At 30.3% G+C, this 17,727-nt stretch carries 14 protein-coding genes; 10 read left to right on the top strand and 4 right to left on the bottom strand.

Features of this window, described 5'->3' with window-relative positions; all coding sequences use genetic code 11:
* Positions 1 to 7: 7 nt before the first annotated feature.
* A complete protein-coding gene (locus tag ACJDTP_RS01265) occupies positions 8 to 259 on the bottom strand; it encodes a hypothetical protein (protein ID WP_017212760.1) in 252 nt (83 codons plus the stop codon).
* A gap of 97 nt (positions 260 to 356) precedes the next feature.
* On the opposite strand from ACJDTP_RS01265, the gene ACJDTP_RS01260 reads away from it, so the two are divergent.
* Positions 357 to 2,063: an ABC transporter ATP-binding protein gene (locus tag ACJDTP_RS01260; protein WP_406760260.1), complete on the top strand. Its 1,707-nt coding sequence runs from the start codon at positions 357 to 359 to the stop codon at positions 2,061 to 2,063.
* Between the two features lie 51 nt (positions 2,064 to 2,114).
* Here the strand turns inward: ACJDTP_RS01260 and ACJDTP_RS01255 are convergent, their stop codons facing one another.
* The 3 genes from ACJDTP_RS01255 to ACJDTP_RS01245 all read right to left on the bottom strand — a co-directional run bounded on the left by ACJDTP_RS01255 (position 2,115) and on the right by ACJDTP_RS01245 (position 6,547).
* Positions 2,115 to 2,543, bottom strand: a complete 429-nt coding sequence (locus ACJDTP_RS01255; RefSeq protein ID WP_103697866.1) for a hypothetical protein — start codon at positions 2,541 to 2,543, stop codon at positions 2,115 to 2,117.
* A gap of 717 nt (positions 2,544 to 3,260) precedes the next feature.
* Positions 3,261 to 4,289, bottom strand: coding sequence for a branched-chain amino acid aminotransferase (locus ACJDTP_RS01250; RefSeq protein ID WP_011968386.1), 1,029 nt, complete (start codon positions 4,287 to 4,289; stop codon positions 3,261 to 3,263).
* Between the two features lie 359 nt (positions 4,290 to 4,648).
* Positions 4,649 to 6,547: an NAD(+) synthase gene (locus ACJDTP_RS01245; protein WP_406760259.1), complete on the bottom strand. Its 1,899-nt coding sequence runs from the start codon at positions 6,545 to 6,547 to the stop codon at positions 4,649 to 4,651.
* Between the two features lie 317 nt (positions 6,548 to 6,864).
* Between ACJDTP_RS01245 and ACJDTP_RS01240 the strand changes: the two genes are divergently transcribed.
* The 9 genes from ACJDTP_RS01240 to ACJDTP_RS01200 all read left to right on the top strand — a co-directional run bounded on the left by ACJDTP_RS01240 (position 6,865) and on the right by ACJDTP_RS01200 (position 17,217).
* Positions 6,865 to 7,296 (top strand): NfeD family protein, encoded by a 432-nt coding sequence (locus ACJDTP_RS01240; RefSeq protein ID WP_406760258.1) that lies wholly within the window; start codon positions 6,865 to 6,867, stop codon positions 7,294 to 7,296.
* Positions 7,297 to 7,299: 3 nt separating this feature from the next.
* Entirely contained in the window at positions 7,300 to 8,253 is a 954-nt protein-coding gene (locus ACJDTP_RS01235) for an SPFH domain-containing protein (RefSeq protein ID WP_078116413.1), read from the top strand.
* 241 nt (positions 8,254 to 8,494) lie between these two features.
* Positions 8,495 to 9,313, top strand: coding sequence for an EcsC family protein (locus tag ACJDTP_RS01230; protein WP_406760257.1), 819 nt, complete (start codon positions 8,495 to 8,497; stop codon positions 9,311 to 9,313).
* Between the two features lie 110 nt (positions 9,314 to 9,423).
* Entirely contained in the window at positions 9,424 to 9,939 is a 516-nt protein-coding gene (locus ACJDTP_RS01225; protein WP_173707179.1) for a methyl-accepting chemotaxis domain-containing protein, read from the top strand.
* A gap of 149 nt (positions 9,940 to 10,088) precedes the next feature.
* Complete coding sequence (locus ACJDTP_RS01220) at positions 10,089 to 10,922, top strand: amino acid ABC transporter substrate-binding protein (protein ID WP_406760256.1); 834 nt, start codon at positions 10,089 to 10,091, stop codon at positions 10,920 to 10,922.
* Between the two features lie 63 nt (positions 10,923 to 10,985).
* Complete coding sequence (locus ACJDTP_RS01215) at positions 10,986 to 11,627, top strand: amino acid ABC transporter permease (protein WP_406760255.1); 642 nt, start codon at positions 10,986 to 10,988, stop codon at positions 11,625 to 11,627.
* Positions 11,628 to 11,642: 15 nt separating this feature from the next.
* Positions 11,643 to 12,329, top strand: coding sequence for an amino acid ABC transporter ATP-binding protein (locus ACJDTP_RS01210; RefSeq protein WP_077855715.1), 687 nt, complete (start codon positions 11,643 to 11,645; stop codon positions 12,327 to 12,329).
* A 266-nt stretch (positions 12,330 to 12,595) separates the two neighbouring features.
* Complete coding sequence (locus ACJDTP_RS01205; RefSeq protein ID WP_023973460.1) at positions 12,596 to 12,763, top strand: zinc-ribbon domain-containing protein; 168 nt, start codon at positions 12,596 to 12,598, stop codon at positions 12,761 to 12,763.
* A gap of 707 nt (positions 12,764 to 13,470) precedes the next feature.
* A complete protein-coding gene (locus ACJDTP_RS01200; protein WP_406760254.1) occupies positions 13,471 to 17,217 on the top strand; it encodes a phosphoribosylformylglycinamidine synthase in 3,747 nt (1,248 codons plus the stop codon).
* Positions 17,218 to 17,727 lie beyond the last annotated feature (510 nt).

Genomic DNA, 17,727 nt, shown 5'->3' with positions numbered 1-17,727 from the left:
CACATTTCTAATTATATATACAAATTTTGCTTCCAACTAAAACGAATAAGAAACTTGCTATTACAAAACTGGAAATACCCAAAAATTTTTTATTTGCATTTAATAAATTAATGCCAAGCAATGTATCACAAAGACCCAAGCAAATAAAGATTAATGGAAAAAAATAATCTGGATCAGATTTACTTGCTATGATATTTAATGAGAATAAAGGCAATAGAATTGCTAAGCAGAAGCTTACAAAATAAAATAGCTTTTTCATAAAAGTTATTCACCACCTTACAATTGGGAAATTATGTATTATATTAAAGTATATACAAGCTATATGAATTTTATTCATTAGAGGAAGGAGATTTTAAATGATAAGAAAATTTATTTCATTTTATAAACCATATAAATTACTATTTATTTTAGATTTAGTAGTAGCGCTTATCGCATCTTTATGCGATTTAGTATATCCAGTTATGACAAGGGATCTTGTAAATGAATCGATTCCTAATAAAGATTTAAGGACAATTATTGTATTTGCAATAGCATTACTTATAATTTTTGGAATCAAGGCTGCATGTGGTTACTTCATGCAGTATTGGGGACATGTTGTAGGGGTTAGAATGCAGGGGGATATGAGAAGGCATATATTTAAGCACCTTCAAAAATTACCTAATAGTTTTTTTGATAATAATAAAACAGGGGATATAATGTCTAGAATTATTAATGACTTAATGGATATTTCAGAGCTTGCTCACCATGGACCAGAAGATTTATTTATATCAATAGTTATGCTTATAGGTTCATTTATAATATTGTGTACAATCAATATACCTCTTACAGTTTTAATATTTGCATTCATACCATTTATAGTATGGTTTACCTTGTATGAGAGAAAGAAGATGAATAAAGCTTTTCTTGAAACTAAAGTAGAGACAGGAGCAGTCAATGCAAATCTTGAAAATAGTATTTCAGGAATAAAAATATCAAAAGCATTTGTAAGTCATGAAGCCGAAGAAGAAAAATTTGAAAAAGGAAACAAAAAGTTCATTAATGCTAGAGAAAGAGCATACAAGGTAATGGCAGAATATTCTTCTGGTGCAGGATTTGGAATGGACGTGCTAAGTTACGTAGGTTTAATAGGCGGAGGAATATTTACACTTATTGGACTTATAAACATTGGGGATTTTATGGCATACATGCTGTTTATAAAAATCTTTATGACCCCAATAAAGAAACTTATTGATTTTATGGAGCAATTTCAAAATGGAATTACAGGTTTCCAAAGATATATAGAAATAATGAGTCAAGATAAAGAAAAAGATAAAGCAAATGCAACTGAACTTGAAAATGTTCAAGGTGAAATAGAATTTAAAGATGTTAATTTTAGTTATGAAGGAAAGGAAGTTTTAAAAAATATTTCTATTAAGATAAATAAAGGAAAGATGTTGGCGTTAGTAGGAGCTTCTGGTGGAGGTAAAACAACATTTTGTAATCTTATCCCAAGATTTTATGAAGTTGATAGTGGAGATATTTTAATAGATAATAAGAGCATTTATGATGTTAAATTAGATTCTCTTAGAGAAAATATTGGAATAGTTCAGCAAGAAGTTTTCTTATTTACAGGAACTATAAGAGATAATATAATGTTTGGAAAGACAGATGCAACTGAAGAAGAATTACTAAGAGCTGCTAAGATGGCGAATATTCATGAATTTATAAATACATTACCAGAAGGATATGATACTTACATTGGTGAAAGAGGTGTTAAATTATCTGGTGGGCAAAAGCAGCGTATTTCCATTGCAAGAGTTTTTCTTAAAAATCCTCCAATATTAATTTTGGATGAGGCAACATCAGCATTAGATAATGCAACAGAACGCATAATTCAAGAATCTTTAGAAAAGCTATGTGCTGGAAGGACAACCATAGTGGTTGCACATAGATTGTCTACCATTAAGAACGCAGATGAAATTATTGTACTTGGAAAAACAGGTATAATAGAAGCAGGAACCCATGAAGAATTAATGGAAAAACAAGGAGAGTATAGTAATTTACATAGACTAGCAGCAGTGTAAACTTTAGATAAAAGAAGGTTGCCAAAAACCATATGTTTTGGCAACCTCTTATTAGTTATTAGATTCATTTTTTAATGAATTTAGCAATTGTACTTTTTTATATATAGTAGATACATCCACCTCAACATCCATAGCTTGAGCAAGTTTGTTATGCAATTCAGTTTGAGCGGGATTCTTATCGCTAGTTTCAGAATCTTTTATTTTATTATTGAATTTTGCCTGAACCAACCTAGAATTTTCTTCACTTTTCAATCTTGCCATATTTTCTAATTCATTGGAAAAAGACGCTTGGCTGTCATTTGATGATTGTGAAGCTGATGAATGCAAAGTATTATCAAAAGATTTAGCATTGTTTTGTTTTTTATTGGAAGGATTTCTAGGGTTAGTATAAGGCCTCTTTATTATTTTATTATCAATAGCAGCACCAGATACACTAGCCACAATATATTCACTTCTAGAAATTATTCTGTTATCACTCATATAATATCCCCTCCCTAAAATTATAAATTCAGCTTCAATATTAGTATCAATATATTACTTATATATTCGTATATTTACTAGAAAAGTTTACTAAATATTCTATAATATAATGTATATTTATTTGATTAATATAATATAACGAAAGAGTAAAATATATGCGGGAATAACAAGTTTATGTTCAGTATTATGAACTTAAAGAATAAAAGGTTCAATCTCAATTGACAGATGTGACATATATATGTGAATTATATGATTCATTCTTTATAAAGTTATTTAGTTTAAAATAACTGACAGTTTAAGATAAAGTTTAATCAATTAAACCTTTTAGAAGATTTATAGATAACACAATTATTGCTTACTTATACTTTGAAATATATCTAAACTAGAAAGCAGAAACATTTTTATCTAGCAGGCATTTGAAAATGAGCTGTTAAAAGATCTTAATTGTAGGTTGTTCAACTAATGCTTGTCACAATAAAATTGGGAGCAAGCATTAGTGGTGCAACCTGCAATTTAGAACTTTCAGCGAAATTTTCATAGTCCTGTGAAATAACAATGTTTCTACTTTCGGTGGATTAGTGCATAAGTCTAAGTTATATATTGTTTATCTATAGGGAGTTATTTTAATAAAATGGAACTTAATTAGAGTATAAAAAACTAGTATGAACTTATTTTGGGTTAAGTTCATACTAGTTTTTTAACTTTATTTTATAAATATTATTCTACTTCGTATATCCAGCCTTCTGGAGCTTCAACATCACCAAGTTGAATTCCTAAAAGTAAGTCATATAATTTTTGAGTTATAGGACCAACTTCAGTTTCGCTAAAGAATACATGCAATTTATCGTTATGTTGAATTCCACCAATAGGAGTTATTACTGCAGCAGTACCGCAAGCACCAGCTTCTTTAAATTGATCTATTTCATCAATAAATACTTCTCTTTCATAAACAGGCATCTTTAAATAATGTTCAGCAATGTAAAGAAGAGATCTCTTTGTTATACTAGGTAAAATAGATGGTGATTTAGGAGTAACAAATTCATCATTTTTAGTTATTCCAAAGAAGTTTGCAGCACCTATTTCTTCGATCTTTGTATGAGTAGCTGGATCTAGGTAAATACAATCAGCAAATCCTTTTTTTACAGCTTCAGCATGAGCTTGTAATGAAGCTGCATAGTTACCACCAACTTTATTTCCGCCAGTACCATGAGGAGCGGCTCTATCAAAGTCATCTAAAACTATATAATTGCAAGGAGATACACCATCTTTAAAATAAGGTCCTACTGGTATACAAAATACACCGAAAATATATTCTGGAGCAGGTTTAACACCAATGTTGTTACCAACTCCCATTAAATATGGTCTAATATATAGAGTTGCACCACTTCCATAAGGAGGTACATATTTTTCATTTGCTTTTACAACTTGTTTAACTGCATCGATAAATTTTTCTTTTGGAATATGTGGCATAAGAAGTTTGTCACAGCTTTCATTCATACGATCTGCATTTAAGTCAGGTCTAAATAATTGAATTTTGCCTTCTTTTGTTGTATATGCCTTGAGCCCTTCAAAACAACTTTGGCCATAATGAATAACTGTAGAAGCTTCACTTATACTAAGCATATTGTCTTCAACAAGTTTTCCTTCATCCCATTTTCCATCTTTCCAAACTGAAATATAACGAAGATCTGTTTTTATGTAATCAAATCCTAATTTACCCCAGTCTATATCAGCTTTTTTCCCCATTTTTATATTCCTCCAAATCTATAAGGCTTATTGCCATTGTTTATTATTATTATTTAATAACATCTATTTTAGCACTATCCAAAAAAAAATTCCACACATTTGAAAAAAAGTACGCACCTATAAAAAGAGCACGAAGTGCAATTAAGATCATTTCACCTATAAAAAGAGCACGAAGTGCAATTAAGATCATTTCACAGTTAAAAAGAGCACGAAGTGCAATCAAGAACTTTTCACATTTGAAAAAATGTCCACGTCAAAAAAACCTTAATTAATCTAGTAATAGATTAATTAAGGTTTTTCATGAAATCATATATATTTTCATAGTTTTTCGGAACAAAAATATATATGATTTCAGCTAGCTATTCCCAAGGCTTAGCATCTGATGGCATACGCCAGTCACCTCTAGGGCTTAAAGAAATACTTCCAACTTTAGGTCCATCAGGAAGAGCACTTCTTTTAAATTGTTGAGTAAAGAATCTAAAAATGAATTTATCAAGCCATTTTTGTATTTCTTCATCAGAGTAATCATCCTTAAAAGCAGCCTTAGCTAAAAAGAATATTCTCTCTTTAGTTGAGCCATGTTTAATGAAGTGATATAAGAAGAAATCATGAAGTTCATAAGGACCTACAATATCTTCCGTTTTTTGAGAGATTTCACCGTTAGCATCCTTAGGTAATAATTCAGGGCTGACAGGTGTATCTAGTATATCCATAAGAATATCACGTACAACTTCGGTAGATTCATGTTGTGCTACATATTGAACTAAATATCTTACAAGAGTTTTTGGAATAGATGGATTCACAGAATACATTGACATATGATCTCCATTATATGTACACCAGCCAAGAGCAAGCTCTGATAAATCACCAGTACCTATTAAGAGTCCTCTTTCTTTATTAGCAATATCCATTAAAATTTGAGTTCTTTCTCTTGCTTGAACATTTTCGTAAGTTACATCATGAATGTCTTTATCATGACCAATATCCTCGAAATGTTGAAGAGATGCTTTAACTATATTTATTTCTCTAAGATCTGTACCTAAGTCCTTACACAAGTTAATAGCATTATTGTAAGTTCTATCTGTAGTTCCGAAACCAGGCATAGTAATGGTTACTATATTCTTTTTATCAATACCAAGTAATTCAAAAGTCTTTACTATTACAAGTAAGGCTAATGTAGAATCCAATCCCCCTGAAATTCCAACTACTGCTTTTTTAGAGCCTGTATGTTCTAATCTCTTTGCTAAGCCAGCAGCTTGAATATTAAATATTTCTTTGCAGCGAATTTCTCTTTCTTTCTCGTAAGAAGGCACAAATGGATGTTTATCTACAAATCTATCAAATGTACTTATTGAAACATCGCTGAATTCAAATTTAATTGTGTTAGGATTCTTATTGATAAACTTAGATGAATCTCTAAAACTCAAATTTTTCATTCTTTCAGACTTTAATTTGAATACATCAACTATGGAATAGATTACTTCATTTTCTCTTTGGAATCTGTCATTTTCTTTTAATAATGAACCATTTTCACTTATTAATAAATGTCCGCTAAATAATACATCTGTAGTGGATTCATGAACACCAGCAGAAGAATATATGTAGCTGCAGATTGACCTAGCACTTTGATTTGATATTAGGCTTTTTCTATAATCCATTTTGCTAACAAGCTCATTTGATGCAGAAAGATTTCCAATTATATGAGCGCCCATAAGAGAAAGGTAAGAGCTTGGTGGGATTGTTACCCATAAGTCTTCACAAATTTCAACTCCAAAGTTTGCGATGCTTGATGAAAAAATTAAGTTTACTCCAAAAGGAACATCTTTTTGGAATGGTAAATCCACTCTTTCATCCTCAACTGAAAGACCTTCAGTGAACCATCTTTTTTCATAGAATTCACTGTAATTTGGAAGATATGACTTAGGAACTATTCCTAAAACACTTCCCTTAAATAGTAGAAAAGCACAATTGTATAAAGTACTTCCACAGAGAAGTGGTGCACCTGCAGCAATTAAAATATCATGGTCTTTAGTAGATTCTAATATTTCAAAAATTCCATCTAAAGCTTTGCTTAGTAAGTATTCTTGTAAAAACAAATCTCCGCAAGTATAAGCTGTTAAGCAAAGTTCTGGGAAAACTATGAATTTACTTTCATTTTTTACTGCATCATTTATGCACAGTAAAATATTTTTAACATTATAATCAACATCTGCAACTCTAGTTTTAGGGCAAGCAGCTGCGACTTTTATAAAATCCATTTAATCACTCCTTGCAATTATAAAATTTAAGTTTTTTTATTGGTTTATAAGATATAGTTCTAATATAATTAAATACGTTTTAAGTATATTTTGCTTAGTAAACATAAACATATCCTAATAATTATATACTAACATGTTTGTGAAATCAAAAAAAGATAAAAGGTATAAAATAACTCTTTTTGAGTTAATAAATATCTTGAAATATTCATAAATACACTGTATAATATAAAATAAGATTACAAATTCAAGTATGTATGTAAAAATTGGACAGTAAATCTTAGAACTAATATTATAATGTTTTTAAGGAGGGAATTTGTATGGGGGCGGCAGTTTTTTGGTTAGTTATAGCTATATGCGTATTTGCAATAGATATTTTAACTAGTAATTTTTGTTTTACACTATTTGCAGTAGGTGCTGTCGTAGCTGCAGTGTGTGGAGTAATGGAAGTACCATTTATAATTCAAATAATAGTATTTTCTGTACTAAATATAATATCATTTGCAGTTGGATACCCGTTACTCAAGAAAAAATTTAAAGCAGCAAACGAAAGAATACCACTAATGGAAGAAACATATGTAGGAAAAATTAGGATAAGCGAAAAAGAGATTAGAGATAAAGCCCAAGTTAAAGTTGGTGGAGAATATTGGACTGTAATAAATGAAGGCGATATTATTCACAAAGGGGACAAGTTTACTATCAAAGGAATAGAAGGTATAAAATTAAAAATTGAAAAGGTTCAGGAGGACTAGATTATGAGTGTTATTATAATTTTAGGGGTTATTTTACTATTAATATTAATAGTAGTTATATCATCAATTAAGGTTGTAAATACAGGGTATTTGTATGTTGTAGAAAGATTTGGACAATTTCACAGAGTGTTAGAGCCAGGCCTACATTTTATTGTGCCATTTGTAGATTTTGTTAGAAGAAAGGTTTCCACAAAACAACAAATTTTAGATGTGGAGCCACAATCGGTTATAACTAAAGATAATGTTAAAATATTAGTAGACAATGTTATATTTTATAAGGTATTGAATGCAAGAGATGCGGTTTATAATATTGAAAGTTATCAATCAGGTATTGTATATTCGGCTACAACTAATATGAGAAATATATTAGGTAATATGTCATTAGATGAAATTTTATCAGGAAGAGATTCAATAAATCAAGATCTATTAAGCATTATTGATGAAGTTACTGATGCTTATGGTATAAAAATACTTTCGGTTGAAATTAAAAATATAGTTCCACCAGCTGAAATCCAACAAGCAATGGAAAAACAAATGAAAGCTGAAAGAGATAAGAGAGCTATGATTCTTCAAGCAGAAGGTTTGAGACAATCTCAAATAGAAAAAGCAGAAGGAGAAAAACAAGCTAAAATTTTATCAGCAGAAGCAGAAAAGCAAGCAAATATAAGAAGAGCAGAAGGTTTAAAAGAATCTCAGTTACTAGAGGCAGAAGGTAAAGCAAAGGCTATAGAAGAAATAGCGATTGCAGAATCCCAAGCCATAAGAAAAGTAAATCAAGCTATTATTGAGTCTGGAACAAATGAAACTGTTATAGCATTAAAACAAGTTGAAGCACTTAAAGAAATGGCTAACAGTCCAGCAAACAAGCTTATATTACCAAATGAGACTTTATCATCTCTTGGAAGTATAGCTGCAATTGCAGATATGCTTAAATCATCAGCATCAGCAAAAAAATAAATACAAATTAAGAGAGCAAGGTAATTGCTCTCTTTTAAGTAGTGAACCAAAATCTTCGATTTTGTGTGAATCAGTTAAGCAGACATCTCGAATCTATGATTTGATGATGGTTGCTTACTCTGTGAGTAGAGTTTCCTTTAATTATGTTTGAGATATCGTTTTTGATGGAATTATTATATTATATAAGTAAGAATTAAATACAAAAATTTATCATTATAGAAGGGATTGGATACAACTATACATGGATTATAGGGATAAAAGAAAAGAGAGAATATTAAATAGTCAAATGAAAAAGTTAATAAAGAGAGAAGAAAAGTTTTTTTATAAAAAAGAAAATGAATATATAAAAAATAAGATATTACCTGTAAAAGAGCAATTAGAAGAAAAAATCCCGAAAAATATGATAGAAACTTTTGAGAAAGCATTTGAAAAGGGATTTTATTATGTTTTTGAAAAAGGCACTGCAGTAATAGAGAAAAGTTATAATTCAGAGAAAATTAAGAATGAAGCAGATATAGATGAGTATATTTTATCTAAGCAGATGAATAACAAAAACTTAAGTAGAATAGACAAAAGGGTTAAAAAAGGTGTGCTTATAAATAAAGGAATCACGGCAGCAGAAGGGACATTACTTGGTATATTAGGAATTGGAATACCGGATATACCTGTGTTTATTGGAGTAATATTAAAAACTGTGTATGAGATTTGTGTAAATTATGGATTTGATTATAAGTCCAAAAGTGAAAAGGCATTTATATTAAATATAATTTGTGCAAGTTCTATAAAAACAGATGAAAAAATTCTATACTCAAATGAAGTGGATAGAATTGCATATAGTATTGAAAATAATCATGATCTTAAGGTTGATATAAATGAATTAATTGAGTCAGCTTCAAAATGTTTATCTGAAAATATAGTTGTATCAAAAGTTATTCAAGGGATACCGATAGTAGGAGTATATGGTGGAATATCAAATTATAGATTATTAGCTGATATAAGCGAAGTGGCAAGTATAAAATATAAAAAAAGATTATTATCTAAATTGAAAAATACGCTTTAGCTTATTAGATGGACTTGTTGGTTTGAGTGTGCCTCAATTTCATTATTGAAAGATTAGCAAAAAAATATTAATATAGACTATGTAGTATAAAAACAAATTGAGGTGAAGAAATGAAAAAGAAAAATATAATGAGCTATATACTTTTATTAATACTTTCTTTTTCTTTAATTAGTTGTAATCTTAAAGATGATTATATACTTCAAACAAAAGAAGATACAGATGAAAAGCCATCTGCAGATAAGGTTAATGAAGTTTTTGAATCAGATAAGATGAAGGAATTAATGGATAAATTAAAGTCTAGTCCTAAGGAAATTTCTGATAAAGTTAATGAAGTTGATAGTGATACTACACGTGTAATGAAAGAATTAAATGATAAAGCAGATGAATTGACGGATGAGCTCAATAATGCTGATTTTGAAGGAAAAAGTGAAGATATTAAAAATAAATTTGATGATATATCTAATAAATTAGATGAAGTTAAAGATAATGTTGATGATGCGAAAGATAGAGCAGATACATTTAAGGATCCAATCGATAAAAAGCAAGTGACAGATACAGTAGATGAATTTACATCACATATGAATAATCTTGAAAGAGCAATAGATAGAATAGCAACCACTAGATAAAAAATTATAGCTCTAAGTTTTTGGCAGGTATAATGGGCTAATGCAGCTTTCGTTATACCTGTTATAATTTAGAATATAAAAAACACTTGATTCTTTTGCTTTAGTATGATAAAGTGGTAAATAGAAAGTGATGTAGGGGGTTATTACATATGAAAATAAATAGTTTAATAAAAAAATTAACAGTAGTTGCTATCATAGCTACATTGGGAGTAAGCTTGGTTGCATGTGGCGGGAATGCCAATAAATCATCAGAATCAAAGGCAGCAAAAAGTGCATTAGATAAGGATGAATTAGTAATAGGTTTAGATGATACTTTTGTTCCAATGGGATTTAAAAATGAGAACGGGGAAATAGTTGGATTTGATGTTGATTTAGCAAATGCAGTAGGTAAAAAACTTAATAAAAAGGTGAAATTTCAATCAATTGATTGGAGTATGAAAGAAACTGAACTTAATAACGGTAATATAGATTTAATATGGAATGGATATTCAATTACTGATGAAAGAAAAGAAAAAGTTGAATTTTCAAAGCCATATTTAAGTAATACTCAAGTTATAGTAACATTAGCAGATTCTAATATTAAATCTAAAAATGATTTAGCAGGTAAAAAAGTTGGTGCTCAGAACGGATCAACAGCAGTAGATGCAGTTGAAGCAGCTAATGGAATCGAAAAAACTTTTGATGGTGGAAAACTTGTTACATTTGAAGATAATAACGCTGCATTAATGGATTTAGAAGCAAAGAGATTAGATGCCATTGTTGTAGACGAAATTTTAGCAAGATATTATATGAAAGCAAGAGGACAAGAGAAGTATAAAATCTTAGATGAGAATTTTGGAAGTGAACAATACGGTGTTGGAATTAAAAAAGGTGATACTAAATTTGTAGAAGCTTTTAACAAAGCTTTAGATGAAGTTATTTCTGATGGAACTGCAGCAGACATATCAAAGAAATGGTTCGAACAAGATATAATTCTTAAATAGTGCAAATTAGATAATCACATATATTTATACAAATAGTTTGAAAATAAAGAGGAGGAAATAACTTTGAGTTATATTTTAGAGATAATGCCTCAAGTATTAGAGGGATTACAAGTTACATTAGAAATTTTTGTACTTACTTTAGTATTATCTATTCCACTAGGAGTAATAATCGCTGTAATGAGGACATCTAAATCTCTAATACTTAAACAAATAAGTGGAATATATATTCTTATAATGAGAGGCACTCCTCTGTTATTGCAAATTATTGTAATCTTCTTTGGACTTCCGCTAGTAGGAATCAGCTTTGATAGATTTCCAGCAGCAATTTTAGCGTTTACTTTAAATTATGGAGCTTATTTTGGAGAAATATTTAGAGCAGGTATAGAGTCTATAGACAATGGACAAGTTGAAGGGGCTAAGGTTCTAGGCTTAAGTTCTAAACAAACATTTTTTAGAATAATACTTCCACAAGCATTTAAAACAGTAATACCACCAGTTGCAAATGAAATAACAACTTTAGTGAAGGATACTTCATTAGTTTATGTAGTTGGTATGGACGAGCTATTAAAGATAGGTAAGACTGCTGCTAATAGAGATGTTTCGTTGGTACCGCTTTTAATAGTTGGTGTTGTTTACTTAGCAGTAATAGCAATTTTCAGTCAAGTATTAAAGAAAATTGAAGAGAAGTATGACTATTATAAATAGTGTGGAGGAGATTATATGCTTAAAGTAAGTAATTTGAAAAAAAGATTCGGAAATACAGAAGTTTTAAAAGGTGTTAATCTTCATATAAAAAAAGGTGAAATATTAGTTGTCGTTGGAAATTCAGGTGGTGGAAAGACAACCTTACTTAGATGTGTAAATGAATTGGAACATTGTGATGAAGGCGATATAGAAGTTAACGGAAAAGTTTTATGTAAAAATGGTAAGTATGTAGATAAAAATGCGTTAAAAGAAATAAGAAAAGATATAGGATTAGTATTTCAAAATTTCAACTTATTTCCGCATATGAGCGTTTTAGAAAATCTTATTGAAGCACCACAAAAGGTGTTAGGATGGTCAAAAGAAGAAGCGATAAAGAAAGCAGAAGAAACTTTAGGCTTCTTAGACTTGTTAGGAAAGAAAAATAACTATCCATTTGAATTATCTGGTGGTCAAAAACAAAGAGTTGCTATTGGAAGAGCATTAGTGCTTGAACCTAAAATAATGTGCTTTGATGAGCCAACTTCTGCACTAGATCCAGGACTAACTGGAGAAGTTGCAAATTTAATAAAGCGTTTAAGTGAAAAAGGCATGAGTATGATGATTATAACTCATGATATGGATTTTGCTAAAAAAGTAGCAGACAGAATAGTATCAATGGATGCTGGAAAATTGCAAGAAGGTCTAATGTTTGAAGAAGATTAGCTATATTAGGATTGAGGTTGAATTAAACCTCAATTTTTTTAACAAATTATATATAAGTTAATGAAAGTTTTGATATATTATAAATTGAGAAGGTTTAAATTTAACAATTTAATTGTGAGAATTAGTGTTGAAATATGTGGCAAAGTGTGGTATTATAAGAATGTAAGATAATTCAAGATTTAATCAATACTGTACATTCGCCTCTGTTTCAGAGATTGGGTCTAGGTATCAGGTTATAATCTTTGGAAAAAGGGAGGATTTTTATAATGGAAGATAGAACTTTAGTATGTAAAGATTGTGGAAAGGAATTTGTTTTCACAGTTGGAGAACAAGAATTCTACAAAGAAAAAGGATTTGACAACGATCCAGTTAGATGTCCTGATTGTAGAAGAGCTAGAAAGCAACAAAGAAACAACAGAAACTTCGACAGATAGTAAGTTGTTGAGTCATAAGAGAAATCTTATGGCTCTTTATTTTTTTGTATGGAGAATTATACAATTTAAAATACGCTTGAAGAGACATATGTGTAAAAAATCTGCACATATGAAAAAAGTGCGAAGCACAATGAATAACTTAACTGCATCGACCGAAATTTTATTCTACTCTGGCAAATTATATCATTGGATGATGCATAAAGAATTATTAAAAGCAGAAAAACATATAGATTTTTATTGCTAAGAATAGAAAAATAAATTTTTAGACGTAGATAATTATAGGATGAATAGAAAACACTATAATTATCTGCGTCTTTTTTTGAGCATATATTATGTTGAAATTGATGTTTTACACCATAAAAATGTGCACAATTTAAGAAAAAGAAGAAAAGCCTTATAATACATAAAAACATATATTAAATAAATAAAACACGAATTATGCAAGGATAAAATAAATACATAATTCGTAAAAACATAAATTAAATGAAATTTTAACATAAAATAGGTTGACAACATACGTGTTGAATGATAATCTTATGGTATCGATACGAAAGTTAGTAGAGTGTTATCGGAAAACATTCGCCATTACGAAGGTGTAGTGAGTAGGTAAATGAAAAAAATAACAAGTCCAACATACAAGTATAGTGACATGGTATTTTTTGAATGCACCTAGGCTAAATCTCATAATATTTTTTGGAGGAATTAAAATGTTAAATATTAGAAGCGTATTCGTTGAAAAGAAAAAAGGATTTAATGTAGAAGCTCAAAGTTTACTAAATGACTTTAGAGATAACTTGGGAGTAACTGGATTAGAAGACGTGAGACTTGTTAATAAATATATAATATCAGATATACCTGAAGAATATTATAATAAGGCTTTACATACAATTTTTTCTGAAGCAACAGTAGATGTAGTTTACGAATCAGAATTACCAATGAATGAAGGAGAAATAGCTTTTGGTGTAGAATATTTGCCAGGTCAATACGATCAAAGAGCAGATTCAGCTTCAGAATGTCTAGCTCTATTAACAGCAGAAGACAAGGTAGAAATAAAATCAGCTAAAGTAGTAGTATTAAAAGGAAACCTTTCAAAAGATGATATTGAAAAAATTAAGAAATATTATATAAACCCAGTCGATTCTAGGGAAGTAGATATAAATAGCAAAGATTTATCGTCACTTTCAAACATACCTAAAGATGTACAAATCTTAGATGGATTTACCAGCAAGACATTGGATCAATTAAAAGAGTTTCATAGTGGACAAGGTTTAGCTATGAGCATTGATGATCTTCTTATGATTCAAGATTATTTCAAAGGAGAAAAAAGAGATCCAAGCATAACTGAGATTAAAGTTATAGATACATACTGGTCAGATCACTGTAGACATACAACATTCTCAACTATCTTAGAAGATGTCCAAATTGAAGATAATAAATATACGGCTCCAATAAAAGCAAGTTATGAAGGATATATAAAATCTAGATCATACGTTTATGGCGAGAAAGAAAAAAATAAAACTCTTATGGACATGGCTGTAATTGCTATGAAAGAACTTAGAAAAAGAGGAAAACTTGAAGATTTAGATATTTCCGAAGAAATAAATGCTTGTTCAATTAACGTAAAAATTGAAACTGATAAAGGCATGGAAGATTACTTAGTAATGTTCAAGAATGAAACACATAACCATCCAACAGAAATTGAACCTTTTGGTGGAGCAGCAACATGTCTTGGGGGAGCTATAAGAGATCCACTATCAGGAAGAACTTATGTATATCAAGCAATGAGAGTTACAGGAGCAGCAGATCCAACAGTTCCAGTTGAGGATACATTAGAAGGAAAACTTCCTCAAAGAAAGATAACACTTGGAGCAGCTCATGGGTATAGTTCATATGGAAATCAAATTGGTCTTGCAACAGGTCAAGTTGAAGAAGTATATCATCCAAACTATGCAGCTAAGAGAATGGAAGTTGGAGCAGTTATTGCAGCAGCACCTAAGGAAAATGTGGTAAGAGAAGAACCTGCTTTAGGAGATGTAATTATCTTACTAGGTGGAAGAACTGGAAGAGATGGTGTTGGAGGAGCTACAGGTTCATCTAAGGAACACACAGTAGATTCAATAAATGAATGTGGAGCAGAAGTACAAAAAGGTAATGCACCTACTGAAAGAAAGCTTCAAAGACTATTTAGAAATTCTAAAGTAGCAAAGATGATTAAGAGATGTAATGACTTCGGTGCAGGTGGAGTTTCAGTTGCAATTGGAGAACTTTGCAGAGGATTAGATATAGATTTAGATAAGGTTCCAAAGAAATATGAAGGTTTAGATGGAACAGAACTTGCAGTTTCAGAATCACAAGAAAGAATGGCAGTAGTTGTAACAAAAGAAAATGCAGATGAATTTATAAGACTTTCTAATGAAGAAAATTTAGAGGCTACGTTGGTGGCACATGTTACTGATACAGACAGACTTAGATTATTCTGGAGAGGTAAGAACATAGTTGATTTAAAGAGAACATTCTTAGATACAAATGGTGCTACTCAAAAGACAAATGTTACAGTTAAAGCTCCAGTTGATTATCCATATGTAGTAGCAGATATTGATGTTAAAGAAGAATGGATAAATAATTTAAGAAAATTAAATGTATCATCTCAGCAAGGATTATCAGAAAGATTTGATGCAACAATAGGACATGGAACAGTACTTATGCCATTTGGTGGTAAGTATGCAAAAACTCCAGCAGAAGGAATGGCAGCTAAAATCCCAGTTCTAGATGGAGAAAGTGCAGATGCTACATTGATGACATTTGGGTTTAATCCAGAACTTGGAACATGGAGCCCATACCACATGGCATATTATGCAGTAATTGAAAGTATATCAAAACTTGCAGCTATGGGTGGAGACTACAGAAAAGCTAGACTTACATTCCAAGAGTATTTTGAAAGATTAGGATCAGAAAGCTCTAGATGGGGTAAACCATTTGCAGCATTGCTTGGTGCATATGAAGCTCAAATGGCATTTGAAACAGCAGCAATCGGTGGTAAGGACTCAATGTCAGGAAGCTTTGGAGATTTAGATGTACCTCCAACATTAGTATCATTTGCTGTAGGAGTAGAAAAAGCTAGAAAGATAATATCACCAGAATTTAAAGAAGCAGGATCAAGTTTAGTTTTACTTCAAACTGAAAAATTAGAAGATGGAACTATAAATTTAGATAAGCTTAAGAAGAACTTAGACGTACTATATAAATTAATTCAAGATGAAAAAGTAATTTCAGCATCTGCTGTTAAGTATGGTGGAGTTTCAGAAACAGTTACTAAAATGACACTTGGAAATAGAATTGGTGCAGAAATTGATAACTTAACAAAGGATGAGTTATTTGGATTTAACTATGGAACTATAGTACTAGAAGTTAAGAATGGTGTTAATGTAGAAGAAGGATTCAAAGAGTGTTTATATAAAGAAGTTGGTAAGACAATAAGTTCAGCAGTTATAATTTCCAAGGAATATGATTTGAATTTAGATATAGAAGCTTTAGAAAAAACATACGAAGAAAAATTAAAATCGGTATTTAAGATTAAAACAAAAGATGTAGAAGGAAAAGTAGAAACAGTTTTATATGATAAAAAATCAAAACTTTCGCCTGCTATTAAAGTAGCTAAGCCAAAGGTTGTAATTCCAGTATTCCCAGGAAACAACTGTGAATATGACTGTGCTAGAGCATTTGAAAAAGAAGGAGCAGAAGTTACTCAAGTAGTATTTAGAAATATTACTAAGGAAGCTCTTAATGATTCAATTGAAAGACTTGCAAAAGAAATAAGTACAGCTCAAATTCTTATGATTCCAGGAGGTTTCTCAGCAGGGGATGAACCAGATGGTTCAGGTAAATTCATTGCCAATGCTCTTAGAAATGAAAAGATAAGCAATAGCGTAATGGAATTACTTAAGAATAGAGATGGATTAGCACTTGGTATTTGTAACGGCTTCCAAGCGTTAATTAAATTAGGATTAGTACCATATGGAGAGATAGTAGATATTAAAGAAGATATGGCAACACTAACTTACAATAATATAAATAGACATATGTCTTCAATTATAAGTACAAAGGTTGTATCAAATAAATCACCTTGGTTTAGTGAAGTTAATGTAGGAGATATACATTCAGTTGCAATCTCTCATGGTGAAGGAAGATTTGTTGCACCAGAAAGCTTAATTAAAGAATTAATTGCTAATGGTCAAGTGGCAACTCAATATGTTGATTTTGATGGAAATGTATCATTAAATATGCCGTTCAATCCAAATGGATCAATGTACGGAATAGAAGGTATAACAAGTCCAGATGGAAGAGTCTTAGGTAAGATGGCACATAGTGAACGAATAGGAACAGATTTATATAGAAACATCCCAGGAGACTTTGATCAAAAGATCTTCAAAGCAGGAGTGAATTATTTTAAGTAGAGAACCCAAATCTTTGATTTGGTGTGAATCACTTACTCAGCGAGCATATGCGAGTCGAGTTTCCTTTAAAAAGGATTTGTTCTTTATGAAGGTTGAATAAGTAAGTTTCTGGGCGTCTTATTAGCTAGAATGATAAAGTGCCCAGAATATAAGAATTTAAATATAAAAATAGTTATATATTTAAAAATTTAAAAAGGTATATATGTAAAAAGTTAAATTTTTAAATATGTATAAAGTTAAGTATATAAATATTTAAAAAGATAAATATGAAGATATGTAAATATGTAAATATTTATAGTAATAATGCGGGTTACAGGTATTTATAAGGAAACTCGACTCACTTTCGTTCGCTGAGTAAGTTCGAGGAACCAAATGTAAAATTTGGACTCTCACTTATAGTGATAATGCGGGTTACAGGTACTTATAAGGAAACTCGACTCACATGCGTTCGCTGAGTAAGTTCGAAGAGCGAAATATAAAATTTCGATTCTCACTTATAATGCGGTTTAA

Source organism: Candidatus Clostridium helianthi (assembly GCF_045310795.1).
In the GTDB taxonomy this organism is placed as follows: domain Bacteria; phylum Bacillota; class Clostridia; order Clostridiales; family Clostridiaceae; genus Clostridium; species Clostridium helianthi.
The sequence above is the reverse complement of the archived record's forward strand: the minus strand, read 5'-3'. Positions and strand labels throughout refer to the sequence as shown.